This is a genomic window from Amycolatopsis sp. NPDC043889 (genome assembly GCF_056435645.1).
The window spans coordinates 340,183-353,204 of record NZ_JBWKEC010000003.1 but is presented as its reverse complement, the minus strand read 5'-3'; the positions used below and the strand labels follow the sequence as shown (position 1 = coordinate 353,204).

Below are 13,022 nucleotides of genomic sequence, written 5' to 3'. Positions count from 1 at the left end.
ACAATCCATATGTTGCGCGCCACAACAAACTAGCTCCACGTTCGGGTGTCCCAGGTCACAATCAGGCAACGGCGGGCCGTCGAGTACCTTCCTCAAGTGCGTTTCGTCCTCGCTTCCCAGTCCCCCGCCCGCCTCGGTGTCCTGCGTTCCGCCGGCTTCGACCCGAGCGTCGTCGTGTCCGGCGTCGACGAGGACGCCGTCGCCGCGTCCCTGACCGATCCGGCTCCCGAGGAGCTGGTCCGCGCGCTCGCCGCCGCGAAAGCCGAAACGGTTTTCGAGACGCTCGGCGGGCACGGCGACATGGTCATCGTGGGTTGCGACTCGATGCTGTCGATCAACGGTGAGATGGTCGGGAAACCGATCACGCCGGAAGCCGCGCGCGAGCGCTGGGCGTCAATGGCGGGCAAAACCGGCGAACTCCTGACCGGCCACGCGATCATTCGCGTCGAAAACGGCGTGAAGACGAAAGAAGCGTCTGGAACCGAAGGCACCACTGTTCGCTTCGGTACACCTTCACAAGAAGAGATCGAGGCGTACATCGCTTCCGGTGAGCCGCTTCAGGTGGCCGGCGGCTTCACGCTCGACGGGCTCGGCGGCTGGTTCATCGAGGGAATCGACGGCGATTTCTCGAGCGTCATCGGGATCAGCCTGCCGCTGACCCGGCGTTTGCTGGCCGAGGTCGGCGTGAGCGTCATCGAGCTGTGGACGCGTCCCGCATCCTGAGACGACTCCCACACGATCGGGTGATCCGGAAGAGTCCTGCTTCGCCGAACGTTCTTCACGTTCGGGAAATCAGGAAACCTTCACGCACCGGAGTCGCCCCGTGTCTTTCATTCGGACCTACAAAAGGCCAAAGGTCTTCGCGGCGGCGGTCCTCGGCTCGCTCGTCGTGGGCGCCCTGCTCGGCGTGCTCGCCAGGACGACCGAGGCGAGCTGGCTGACCGACCTGCTCGACCAGATCGGCACGATCTTCACGACGCTGCTGCAGATCGCGGTGATCCCGCTGGTCTTCACGGCGATCGTGGTCGGCATCAACAGCCTGCGCAATCTCGGCGGCGGCAAGAAGGCCGCGCGGCTGGGCGGCAAGACCGTCCTGTGGTTCGCGATCACCTCGTTCATCGCGTCGCTGATCGGCATCGCGGTCGCGAAACTGTTCAACCCCGGCAGCGGCGGCCTCGGCGAAGGCGTCGCCGCGACGGCGAAGAACGCGGACAAGGCCACCAAGAGCGTCGACAACTGGGGCTCCTGGAGTGCCTTCATCGAAGGCTTCCTGCCGAAGAACTTCTTCGCGGCCTTCACCGAGGGCTCGACACTTCAGGTGCTGTTCCTCGCCGTGATCATCGGCGCGGCCGCCTACAGCCTCGGCGACAAGGCCAAGCCGTTCGTCGACTTCACCACCAGCGTCTTCGAGATCATCCAGCGCTACCTCGGCTGGGTTGTCCGGCTTGCCCCGATCGGCATCATCGGCCTGATCGGCGCCGCCGTCTCGAACTACGGTGACGCCCTGTTCCGGCCGCTGCTGTCCACCACTCTCGCGGTGTACGTCGGCTGCTTGCTGGTGCTGCTGGTGGTCTACCCGATCCTGCTGCAGTTCGTGGCGAAGGTCAGCCCGCTGACGTTCTTCTCCAAGGCAGGCACGGCGATCCAGTTCGCGTTCGCTTCGCAGTCTTCGGCGGCGACGCTGCCCCTCACCCGGCAGTCCGCGGTGAACCTGGGCGTCCAGCCCGCGTACGCCGCCTTCGCGACTCCGCTGGGCAGCGCCACGAAGATGGACGGCTGCGCCGCGGTGTTCCCCGCGATCGGCGCCATCTTCATCGCGAACCTCTCCGGTGTCTCGCTGAACATCTGGCAGTACGTCGGGATCGTCGTGGTCGCCGTGCTCGGCGCGCTGGCCACCGCGGGCACCACCGGTTGGCTGACCGCGCTGACCCTGACCACCGCGTTCATCGGGCTCGACGCGCAGCAGGTGGCGCTCGGGATCGCGCTGATCTACTCGGTGAACCCGATCATGGACATGATGCGGACCGCGACCAACGTCGCGGGCCAGATCGTCGTGCCGGTGGTCGTCGCGCGCGGCGAAGGCCTGCTGGACGACGACGTGCTCAACTCGCCGACGGACCCTTCGCCCACCCCCGACGGCGAAGCGGCTACTACCACCGCGAAGGAGCCTGCTGCCGCGGGTGCTTGAGGTTCTTTAAGTCCGTGAAGGCCTCCTTCCCTACCCTCACGGTAGTGAAGGAGGCCTTCACGGACTTCATGCTCCGAGGACCGGCAGCCACCTGCGAAAAGTGAGCAAGGGACCTTTGCTACCACTTCTCTCAACGTCAAGAGAAGTGGTAGCAAAGGTCCCTTGCTCCCCCTCAGGGGCAGGCCCTCAGATCCGCCTTCGTCAGCCGCACATCCGGCCATCCCCTCAGCTCCGACGGCGCGGTGTACCGGCGCGTGCAGCCCACCGAGCCGCGAGCGACGTCGTAGACCTCCGCGAGCACCGGCGCCGCCTGGCACCGCGCCGAGCCGGACTGCGCGCCGGGGCATTCGTGCCGCACGACGATGACGTCCGCGATCCCGTCGGCGGTCACATCGTGCAGGGCGACCGTCCCGGCGTCGGAGAAATAAGGCTTCCCGGTGTCCCGCCAGATCTCGCCGCGCGCGACGAACAACTCGCCCGCCGAGCCACCGCCCACTTCGCCACGCACCAGGCACACCGGCGTCGTGCCGTCGACACAGCGCAGAGAATCGCTCTTCAGGGTGACCCCCATGTCGTTGACGATCAGCGGGTACACGGTGTCCGACCCGACCCGGACCACACCCTGCTTCCCCGCGTCGTCGGCCAGCAGTACGACGGGCAGCCCGCCGACGGTCATCGCGCTGATCTCCCGGCAGGCGGCGTCGCCGCAGTTGACGCCGGGCGCGCTCGGGGCGGCATCGGACACCGGAGGCACGCCGGGGTCACCGGTGGGCACGGGAGCGGCGGGGCGGAGCAGGATCACGGCCACGATCACGCCTGCCGTCACCACCACCGCCAGCAGCGCGGTGAGCAGCACGGATCGCGGCGCCCGTGCTTCCTGAGTCCGCATATCCGAGAGCGTAAGTGATCTAGCGCAGAGTGCACGTCTATGTTGTTCCTGTGACGAACCCCGGACTGCCCACCGCACTGTTCCTCCCCACGGCGAAAAAGCCGAAGGACTACACGAGCGCGGAGATCGAACTCCGCCCGACCAAGGACGGCCGGATGGCGCTGATCGCCTTCAGTTCCGTGCAGCGACTGGTCGAGTGCTGCGGTCCGCACCAGCCGTGGGCACTGGTCAAATCCGAGCACCTCGGCCGGGTCCACCAGGCCCAGCCGTACGACCTGATCATGCTCGATTCCGACCTTCCAGAAGAACTGCGGCACCGCCCCGCGCTGGTATAAACGAAGGTCACTGGGTGGCCTTGCTCTCACTAATCGGGGCGGGAACTTCCGTAAACTGCTGCGGAGCCGCATCGGGGCGGCCCGACGTGCGAACGCAGGAGGTACGGCGTGACCGAGCAGGCCGGCACAGGTGGTCCGGTGACCAAGATCCTGATCGCGAACCGCGGGGAGATCGCGGTACGGGTGATCAGGGCGGCGAAGGACGCCGGGCTGACCAGCGTGGCCGTCTACGCCGACCCGGACCGCGACGCACCCCACGTCCGTCTCGCGGACGAGGCCTTCGCCCTCGGCGGCACCACCGCGGCCGAGAGCTACCTCGTCTTCGACAAGCTGCTCGACGCCGCCAAGAGGTCGGGCGCGGACTCGGTCCACCCCGGCTACGGGTTCCTTTCCGAGAACGCGGACTTCGCCCAAGCCGTGATCGACGCCGGGCTCACCTGGATCGGGCCGAGCCCGCAGTCCATTCGCGACCTCGGCGACAAGGTCACCGCACGCCATATCGCGCTGCGCGCCGGGGCTCCGCTCGTGCCCGGTACGAAGGACCCCGTCGCGAACGCCGACGAGATCGTCGCCTTCGCCGACGAGCACGGCCTGCCGGTCGCGATCAAGGCCGCGTTCGGCGGCGGCGGCCGCGGCCTGAAGGTCGCCCGCACCCGCGAGGAGATCCCGGAGCTCTTCGAATCCGCGACGCGCGAGGCGATCTCCGCCTTCGGCCGCGGCGAATGCTTCGTCGAGCGCTACCTGGACAAGCCGCGCCACGTCGAGGCGCAGGTCCTCGCCGACCAGCACGGCAACGCCATCGTCGTCGGCACCCGCGACTGTTCGCTGCAGCGCCGCCACCAGAAGCTGGTCGAGGAGGCACCCGCGCCGTACCTGACCGACGAACAGCGCAAGCGCATCCACGAATCCGCGAAGGCGATCTGCAAGGAAGCCGGCTACTACGGCGCCGGGACCGTCGAGTACCTCGTCGCCGTCGACGGCACGATTTCGTTCCTCGAGGTCAACACACGGCTGCAGGTCGAGCACCCGGTGTCCGAGGAGACCACGGGCCTCGACCTCGTGCGCGAGATGTTCCGTATCGCGCGCGGCGAGAAGCTGCGCATCACCGAGGACCCGGAACCGCGCGGCCACTCGATCGAGTTCCGCATCAACGGTGAGGACGCCGGCCGCGGTTTCCTGCCGGCGCCCGGCACTGTGACGAAGTTCGTCGCACCGAGCGGCCCCGGCGTCCGTGTCGACTCGGGTGTCGAGTCCGGCAGCGTGATCGGCGGCCAGTTCGACTCGATGCTCGCGAAGCTGATCGTCACCGGCTCGGACCGGCAGAACGCGCTCGAGCGCAGCCGCCGCGCGCTGGCCGAGATGGTCGCCGACGGGATGGCGACGGTCCTGCCGTTCCACCGCGTGATCGTGAACGACCCGGCCTTCGTCGGCGACGAGAACGGGTTCAGCGTGCACACCCGCTGGATCGAGACCGAGTTCGAGAACACCATCGAGCCGTTCGTGGCGCCGGAAGCGGCCGAGGCCGAGGAAGAGCCGCCGCGTCAGAACGTCGTCGTCGAGGTCGGCGGCCGCCGTCTCGAAGTGTCGCTCCCCGGCGGTTTCTCGCTCGACGCCGGTGGCGGCGGGACGGCCGTGAAGGCCAAGCCGCGCAAGCGCGCGGGCGGCACCAAGGCGGCGGTGAGCGGCGACGCGGTCACCGCGCCGATGCAGGGCACCATCGTCAAGGTCGCCGTCGAAGAGGGCCAGCACGTCGAAGCGGGCGAGCTGGTCGTCGTGCTCGAAGCGATGAAGATGGAGAACCCGGTCACCGCGCACAAGGCGGGCACGGTCACCGGCCTCGCGGTCGAGGTCGGCGCCGCGGTGACGCAGGGCACCCAGCTGTTCGAACTGAAGGACTGACCGCGTTCCCGGTGAGTCCACTGTGGACTCACCGGGACCGGCGGATCAGCAGTACTGCTTCTCCACGTGGATGTCCTGGTCGGTACTGATCTTGTACCACCAGCCCGCCTTGCCCTTCCAGTCCTCGTCCCACCAGAATCCGGGGAAGGTCCAGGTGGACAGCGTGCCCTTGGCCTTGCACTCGACGTAGACGCCGTCCCAGTCCTGGTTCTTCGGGGTCTTCTGGCCGGGCTTGAGCCGCCGCCACTCGGTGCCGGGCTTCGGCCCGTTCGAGTCGAACGTGCGGATCGCCCAGATGTCGTGGCCGGACTTGTTGAGCACCGTGCCGCAGATCTTGCCCAAGCAGCCGCCGCGCACCTCGGCATCGCCCCCCGGCGAGTTCGTGGCGCTTGCCGACGCCACGCCGACCGGCAGCGCGGCGACCGCGATCCCGGCCACCAGCGCGACCTTGGTGATGAACTTCCGCATGAGGTCCCCCCTCTCTCGATCACGCCCGATTCCCGGACGCGTGACCAGGGTGAAGGGCACGGCACGACCGCTACAACACCTTTGCGCCAGTGCGAAAAGACTGACGGATGTCGTGGTTGACGAGGCCTCGCCCGGCCTACCATCGGAGGGGTGAGCGAGGTTCCGTCTCCGCGGCTGCGGATCAGTGATCAGGATCGCGAGTCCGCGCTGACCGCGCTCGGCGAGCACATGAGCGCCGGCAGGATCGACATCGACGAGTTCGGCGAGCGGTCCGCCCGGATCACCGCCGCCAAGACACGCGGCGACCTGGCCGAGGTCTTCGCCGACCTGCCGGAACCGCATCCGCGCTACGACACGCCCAGGACCGCCGTGAGCGAACCGGAGAAACCGGCGTCGCCGTGGGCGGGCATCTCCCCGGTGCAGCGCGTCATGAGCGCGCTCCTGCCGATCCTGTTCATCGCCACCATCGTGCTCATCGTCACCACCGACCTCACCTGGTGGTTCATCCTCGTCCCGATCGGGATCAGCGCCGTCGGCGAGAGCATCTGGGGCAAAGGCTGGGAGAACTCCCACAAGAAGCTCGGCAAGCAGCGCCGACGGGAGCTGGACGGCTGATCCGCCCGTAGACTCGGGACGTGAGTGCCGAGAGACCGGACATGCGGCTGAGCGACGCCGAACGCCAAGACGCGCTCGAAGCGCTGGAGGAGCATGTCCGCACCGGCAGACTCGACCTCGACGAGTTCGGGACGCGGTCGGCGAAGATCAGCGCGGCGAGGATGGCCAGCGAGCTCGAACCGCTGTTCACCGACCTGCCCTCGCCCCGCCCCAGCGCGCTGCTCCCCCTGCCCCCGATGCCCGGTGTCGCGCAGGCGTCCGCGAAGAACGAGGTCCAGCCGTCCAAATGGCTGACGGCCAGCGCGGTACCGATAGCCGCGGCGGTCGCGATCGCGCTGTTCTTCTTCACCCGCGGGACGTTCCTCGTCTTCCTGCTGCCGCTGGCGGTCGCGCTGATCATGAGCCGTCGCCGCTAGGCAACCGAAAGCCCGGTTCGCGCGTTCCCTCGGTACAGATCTGGGGAAATGGGGACGAACATGATCGTCAAGTCCAGAATGCGCGCGGGGGTCCTTCTCGCCGCCACCACCATCGGGATGACCGCGTTGGGCGCCGTGCCCGCGAACGCGGCGGAAGGGCACTGGGAGGCCACCTTCCTGACATTGCCCGCGGGCAGCGAACTTTCGCGGGGCTTCGTCACCGGAGCGGACGGGCACGGTGGCTACGCGGGCGCCTTCCCCATCGGCGGGACCTCGCAGATCGTCACCTGGAAGAACGGCGCGCCGACCGTCCACGGGGTACCGGCCGGATACGAATGGGCGATGGCCTGGGACCAGAACGGGTCCGGCACGGTGGTGGGCGACGCATCCGACTACGACACCGGGGAGACCAGGCCGTTCGTCCTCGACGCGAACGGGTTCCGGGTCCTCCCGGTCCCGGCGGGGTTCTCCTACGTCTACGGCGTGGCCGTCAACGACCAGGGTGACGTGGTCGGCAACGCCCACAAGAAGGACGATCCGGACGGCACCCGCGCGGTGCTGTGGCGGGCCACCGCCACCTCGTCCGGTCCCGAACTGCTCCCGGCCGGCCTGCTGGCGACCGACATCGACGACGACGGCACGGTCCTGCTGAGCCGTCTCTACAACGGCGGATTCGTGTGGAAGAACGGCGACCTCACCGAGGTCACCGCTCCCGCCGGATACGATTCCGTGACCGTGAGGGCCATCGAGGACGGCCGGATCGCCGGTAGCGCCTACGACCCGGCGATCCAGGATTCGCAGGCGTTCGTGTGGAGCATGCCGACCACCGCCGAGGCGCTGCCCGGTGGCGTGTACGGCGTCGATCTCAACTCGCACGGGCTCACGACCGGGCTGGAGCCTGCCCCCGAGCCGATCATGAACCGCTCGGTGACCTGGCAGGGCACCGAGCGGTCCGGGGCGTTGCCGACCCCGGCGGGTTTCGGACGGGCGCAGAGCCGGGTCGTCTCGGACGACGGGACGATCGCGGGAATCACGTCGAACAAGCCGCTGGACGAGGGCGGCACGCCGGTGGTCTGGCGCTACGTGCGGTGATCTCCGGCCGGGGTGGTCCGTATGCGGGCCACCCCGGTCTGGCTACCCTCGAAGGGTGGAACCGGTGGAGATCAACGCGGGCGAGTACTACCTGCGGCAGCTGCGGGCGGACAAGGCCCTCGACGACCGTCCGGCGCTGGTCGCGGCCTTCGCCGATCCGACGCACCGTAAGTACGTCCTGAACTATCGCTTGCGGGACCTCGACGAGGCGACCGAGTACGTCGCGCTGCGCGCCGCCCAGTGGGCGGGTGACGAGCGCTGTTCGTGGGCGGTGGCCGAGCCGACGACCGGGGATCTGCTGGGCGAGGTCGGCCTGCGGGACCTGGATCTCGACGCCGGGTACGCGGAGGCGTCGGTCTGGGTGCGCGCGGCGTCGCGGGGCAAGGGGGTCGCGAGCACCGCGCTCAACGCGGCCCTGCGCTTCGGCTTCGGCGGGCTCGGCCTGCGCGAGGTCAGCTACCGCTACGAAGAGACCAACGAGGTGTCCGCTTCGGTCGCCCGCAAATGCGGGTTCACCCTGGTCGGGCCCGAACTCGAGCCGGCCCCGACCGGGGAACGCCTCATCCGCTGGCGCCGCACCGCCTGAGCCTCCCCGCATTTCGTCCTCTGAATGCGGCAGTACGCGACACGAACTACCGCATTCAGAGGACGAAATGCGGTCGTTGGCAATCCGAACTACCGCATCCCGAGGACTGAATGCGGGCGGGTCAGAAGGGGTAGGTGGGCGGCGGGTTCCGGACGGTGACCCACCGCGTCTCGGTGAACGCCTCGATGTTCGCCGCCGCGCCGCCGAAGCGGCTTCCGGTGCCCGAAGCGGCGACGCCGCCGAAGGGGCTGTTCGCCTCGTCGCTGACCGTCTGGTCGTTGATGTGCACGATCCCGGTCGGGACGCGGTCGGCCAGCTCCAGTCCTTTGAGGACATCGCGCGTGACGATCCCCAGCGACAGCCCGTACTCGCTCGCCGTCGCGAGACGGACGGCCTCCTCCGCGTCGGAGAACCGCACGACCGGCGCGACCGGGCCGAAGATCTCCTCGGCGACCGCGGGCGCCGTCGACGGCACGTCGGCGAGCACCGTCGCGGCGTAGAACAGCCGGTCGTACTCGGCGCCGGCGGCGACCCGCGCCCCCGCCGCGACGCTGGCCGTGACCAGCTCGTGGATCTTGTCCCGCTGCCCGGCGTCGATGATCGGCCCGAGCGCGACCTCGTCCCGCGCCGGGTCGCCCACCCGCAACGCCGCCGCCTTCGCCGCCAGCCGCTCGACGAAGTCGTCGTAGAGCCGCTCGTGCACCAGGTGCCGTCCGGTGGTCATGCAGATCTGGCCCTGGTGGAAGAACGAGCCGAACGCGGCGACCCCGGCGGCCTCGTCGACGTCCGCGTCGTCGAGCACGATGAGCGCGGAGTTCCCGCCCAGCTCCAGATGTGCCCGCTTCAGGTGCTTCCCGGCGAGTTCGCCGACCTTGCGCCCGGCGCCGGTCGACCCGGTGAACGAGATGACCCGGACGGCCGGATGCGTCACCAGCGTCTCGCCGACGTCCGCGCCGCCCGGCAGCATCTGGAGCACCCCCGGCGGCAGGCCGGCTTCCTCGAAGATCCGCGCGAGGACCACGCCACCGGTGACGGCGGTACGCGGATCCGGCTTCAGGATGACCGCGTTCCCCAGCGCGAGCGCCGGTGCGACCGAGCGGATGCCGAGGATGATCGGCATGTTGAACGGCGAGATCACCGTGACCACACCGGCCGGCACGCGGCGCGCCATCGAGAGGCGCGGCTCTTCGCTCGGCAGGAGTTCGCCGTACGGGCGTCCGGGCAGAGCCGCCGCTTCGTAGCACTCCTGCTCTGCGACGTGCAGCGAAAAGCCCGCGACTCCCGGCACGGCGCCGACCTCGCGGACGTTCCACCAGCGGATCTCGTCGGCGTACTCCGACCACAGCCGGGCGGCCTTGCGCAGGACGGCGGCCCGCTGGACGTGCGGTGTCGCCGCCCAAGCCCGCTGCGCCTCGGCCGCCGTTTCCGCCGCCTTCGCGGCGTCTTCGGCCGTGGCGATCCCAATGCTTCCCAGCACCGCTCCGGTCGCGGGCTCCGTGACCTTCCGGGTGCCGCCGGTGCCGGGCACCCAGGCACCGCCGGCGAAGATCCGGTCCGTCCACGTCGACGAGTCGAGAAACACCACAAGGCCGCCTTCCGTCTCTGTGCCTGATCAAAGAGCCCTCGGCCGCGATCGACGTCGGCAGGGCGCTGATCAAACTTTTCCCGTTCGCGGACAAGGGCCCTGCCACCGCGATAGCGGGGCCTTCGGCCGCGCGGGCTGGGACGGCCGACGCTATGCCAGATTCACCGGATCAGGCAACGATCTCTGCGCGCGTGGCACACCACGCGGCAGGGACGATCAACTCACCGGTTCGATGATCCCCGAGCGCGCTTCCGGCGCGGCCGAGCGCAACGCGTCGGCGGCCTCGTCGCTCGGCTGCGACTGGGACTTCCGTTCCGCGTCGACCCGCGCCTTGTACACCTCGACTTCGCGTTTCTCCTCGTCCTTCGACCAGCCGAGCACTTCGCCCACCAGCGTGGCGACCTGCGCGGCGCAGTCGACGCCGCGGTGCGCGTACTCGATCGAGATCCGCGTCCGGCGCGCGAGCACGTCTTCCAGGTGAAGCGCGCCCTCGTGGCTGGCCGCGTAGACGACCTCGACACCGAGGTAGTCCGGAGCGTGCTCCAGCGGCTTCAGCAGTTCCGGACGTCCTTCGCCGAGTGCGAGGACCTCGTGCACCATCGAGCCGTACCGGTCGAGCAGATGACGCACGCGGTACGGGTGCAGCCCGTGCTCGCCGGCCAGGTGGTCGGCCTGGTTCACCAGCGCGTGGTACCCGTCCGCGCCCAGCAGCGGCACCTTGTCCGTGATGGACGACTGCGGCCTGCCGGGAAGATCGACGGCCGCGGCGTCGACGGCGTCGGCCGCCATCACCCGGTACGTCGTGTACTTGCCGCCCGCGATCGCGACCAGCCCCGGCGCGACACGCGCGACCGCGTGCTCACGCGAAAGCTTCGACGTCTCTTCGCTTTCCCCTGCGAGCAAAGGCCGCAGCCCCGCGTAAACGCCTTCGATGTCGTCGTGCGTCAGCGGTGTCGCGAGCACGGTGTTGACGTGTTCCAGGAGGTAGTCGATGTCGTGCTTCGTCGCGGCGGGATGCGCGAGGTCGAGGTTCCAGTCGGTGTCGGTGGTCCCGACGATCCAGTGGTTGCGCCACGGGATGACGAACAGCACGGATTTCTCGGTGCGCAGGATCATGCCCGATTCCGAGACGATCCGGTCGCGCGGGACGACGATGTGCACACCCTTGCTCGCCCGCACCCGGAACCGGCCGCGGCCACCGGAAAGGCGCTGCAGCTCGTCGGTCCACACGCCGGTGCAGTTGACCACCGCGGAGGCGTGGATCTCGGTCTCGCGGCCGTCCTCGACGTCGCGCACGCGAACCCCGGAAATGCGGTCCGCCTCGCGGAGGAAACCGACCACCTGGGTGGAGGTGCGCACCACGGCGCCGTAGTGCGCGGCGGTGCGGGCGACGGTCATCGTGTGGCGCGCGTCGTCGGCTTGCGCGTCGTAGTAACGGATCCCGCCGATCAACGCGGACCGCTTCAGCGCCGGGACCATCCGCAGCGCGCCCGCGCGGCTCAGGTGTTTCTGGCCGGGGACCGACCGCGCACCGCCCATCGTGTCGTACATCAGCAGACCGGCCGCGGTGTACGGACGCTCCCAGACCCGGTGGGTCAGTGGGTACAGGAAGCTGACCGGCTTCACCAGATGCGGGGCGATCGTGGTCAGCATCAGCTCGCGTTCCCGCAGAGCTTCCCGCACCAGACCGAATTCCAGCTGTTCGAGGTAACGGAGCCCGCCGTGGAAGAGCTTGCTGGAGCGGCTCGACGTGCCCGAGGCGAGGTCGCGCGCTTCGACGAGGGCGACCCGCAGGCCGCGTGTCGCGGCGTCGAGCGCCGTGCCCGCCCCGACCACTCCGCCGCCGATGACGACGAGGTCGAACTTGTCCTCACCCAGCCGCTGCCAAGACTCTTCCCGCTTGAGCGGTCCCAGCCTGGCGGGGCTGTTTTCGGCTTCGCGCTGAGAGCTTGCCACGTGACATTCCTCCTTGGTGCCGCTGTGGCTCCAGCATCGCACGATCGGCCGCGACCGGTCCGTTATGCGGGTGACACGTGTGGCGTAACCCTCGTCGATCTTGGAAGGATTGGTTCCCGCGACGCCTGGAAGGAACAAATACGCGACGGTAACGTGCCACGGACGTGGGTCGGCAAGGGCGCCGTAGCACACCGTGTTCGACCCTGCGCGGAATGTCCAAAGTGGAGGTCAAGCGGTGAGTGCAGGAGCCATATTCGTCTGGGAACTGCTGGGAACGGCGGTCCTGATCCTGTTGGGTAACGGCGTGGTCGCCAACCACGTGTTGCGGAAGAACAACGGCCACAACGGTGGCGTCGTGATGATCACCTTCGGGTGGGCGTTCGCGGTCTTCGCCGGTGCCAGCATCGCCGCGCCGAGCGGCGCGCACCTGAACCCCGCGGTGACACTGGGCCTCGCCATCGCGGACAAGACGAAGTGGGCGGACGTCCCGATCTACTTCGCCGGGCAGCTGGTCGGCGCGATCCTCGGCGCCGTGCTCTGCTGGGCCGCCTACAAGCTGCAGTTCGACGACCACCCGCAGCGCGACGAGACGCTCGGCATCTTCTCGACCGCGCCGCAGATCCCGAACAAGGTGTGGAACCTCGTCACCGAGATCATCGGCACCTTCGTGCTGGTCGCGTGGATCCTGCTCAGCCCGGTCTACGCCAACGCCACGGCTGAGGGCGGCACGCCGAACTTCGGCAACTCCGCGCTCGGCTACGCGGGTGTAGCGTTCGTCGTGCTGGTCATCGGCCAGTCCCTCGGTGGTCCGACCGGTTACGCCATCAACCCGGCCCGAGACCTCGGCCCCCGCATCGCGTACGCGTTCCTGCTGCCCATCAAGAACAAGGCCAACCCGAACTGGGGCTACTCCTGGGTCCCGGTCGCCGGCCCGCTGGTCGGCGGTGCCCTGGCCGCCCTGCTCTTCCTCGCCGTCCACAACCTCACCTGAGA

At 68.9% G+C, this 13,022-nt stretch carries 13 protein-coding genes; 9 read left to right on the top strand and 4 right to left on the bottom strand.

What is annotated here, in order from left to right; translation table 11 throughout:
- The first annotated feature begins 96 nt into the window (after positions 1–96).
- Entirely contained in the window at positions 97–723 is a 627-nt protein-coding gene (locus AC0685_RS09705; protein ID WP_125680147.1) for a Maf family protein, read from the top strand.
- A gap of 100 nt (positions 724–823) precedes the next feature.
- A complete protein-coding gene (locus AC0685_RS09700) occupies positions 824–2,188 on the top strand; it encodes a dicarboxylate/amino acid:cation symporter (protein ID WP_478225140.1) in 1,365 nt (454 codons plus the stop codon).
- A gap of 172 nt (positions 2,189–2,360) precedes the next feature.
- Here AC0685_RS09700 and AC0685_RS09695 read toward each other — a convergent pair whose 3' ends face one another.
- Positions 2,361–3,044 (bottom strand): hypothetical protein, encoded by a 684-nt coding sequence (locus AC0685_RS09695; protein WP_478225235.1) that lies wholly within the window; start codon positions 3,042–3,044, stop codon positions 2,361–2,363.
- A gap of 83 nt (positions 3,045–3,127) precedes the next feature.
- Between AC0685_RS09695 and AC0685_RS09690 the strand changes: the two genes are divergently transcribed.
- A complete protein-coding gene (locus tag AC0685_RS09690; protein WP_478225139.1) occupies positions 3,128–3,412 on the top strand; it encodes an SAV_915 family protein in 285 nt (94 codons plus the stop codon).
- 108 nt (positions 3,413–3,520) lie between these two features.
- Positions 3,521–5,311, top strand: a complete 1,791-nt coding sequence (locus AC0685_RS09685; RefSeq protein WP_478225138.1) for an acetyl/propionyl/methylcrotonyl-CoA carboxylase subunit alpha — start codon at positions 3,521–3,523, stop codon at positions 5,309–5,311.
- Positions 5,312–5,356: 45 nt separating this feature from the next.
- Here the strand turns inward: AC0685_RS09685 and AC0685_RS09680 are convergent, their stop codons facing one another.
- The gene (locus tag AC0685_RS09680; RefSeq protein WP_478225137.1) at positions 5,357–5,779 is read right to left on the bottom strand and encodes a hypothetical protein; all 423 of its coding nucleotides are present in this window, start codon (positions 5,777–5,779) and stop codon (positions 5,357–5,359) included.
- Positions 5,780–5,929: 150 nt separating this feature from the next.
- On the opposite strand from AC0685_RS09680, the gene AC0685_RS09675 reads away from it, so the two are divergent.
- From AC0685_RS09675 to AC0685_RS09660, 4 genes are read left to right on the top strand one after another with little or no spacing between them, the layout of a single operon-like run.
- Positions 5,930–6,394, top strand: a complete 465-nt coding sequence (locus tag AC0685_RS09675; protein ID WP_478225136.1) for a DUF1707 SHOCT-like domain-containing protein — start codon at positions 5,930–5,932, stop codon at positions 6,392–6,394.
- A gap of 41 nt (positions 6,395–6,435) precedes the next feature.
- A complete protein-coding gene (locus AC0685_RS09670) occupies positions 6,436–6,810 on the top strand; it encodes a DUF1707 SHOCT-like domain-containing protein (protein ID WP_034304743.1) in 375 nt (124 codons plus the stop codon).
- A gap of 60 nt (positions 6,811–6,870) precedes the next feature.
- Positions 6,871–7,902: a hypothetical protein gene (locus AC0685_RS09665; RefSeq protein WP_478225135.1), complete on the top strand. Its 1,032-nt coding sequence runs from the start codon at positions 6,871–6,873 to the stop codon at positions 7,900–7,902.
- A gap of 55 nt (positions 7,903–7,957) precedes the next feature.
- Complete coding sequence (locus tag AC0685_RS09660) at positions 7,958–8,488, top strand: GNAT family N-acetyltransferase (RefSeq protein ID WP_123798275.1); 531 nt, start codon at positions 7,958–7,960, stop codon at positions 8,486–8,488.
- Between the two features lie 121 nt (positions 8,489–8,609).
- Here the strand turns inward: AC0685_RS09660 and AC0685_RS09655 are convergent, their stop codons facing one another.
- A complete protein-coding gene (locus tag AC0685_RS09655; protein WP_478225134.1) occupies positions 8,610–10,073 on the bottom strand; it encodes an aldehyde dehydrogenase family protein in 1,464 nt (487 codons plus the stop codon).
- 216 nt (positions 10,074–10,289) lie between these two features.
- Entirely contained in the window at positions 10,290–12,029 is a 1,740-nt protein-coding gene (locus AC0685_RS09650; protein ID WP_478225133.1) for a glycerol-3-phosphate dehydrogenase/oxidase, read from the bottom strand.
- Between the two features lie 235 nt (positions 12,030–12,264).
- On the opposite strand from AC0685_RS09650, the gene AC0685_RS09645 reads away from it, so the two are divergent.
- On the top strand, positions 12,265–13,020 hold the full coding sequence (locus AC0685_RS09645; protein WP_478225131.1) for an MIP/aquaporin family protein: 756 nt from the start codon (positions 12,265–12,267) through the stop codon (positions 13,018–13,020).
- Positions 13,021–13,022: the final 2 nt, after the last annotated feature.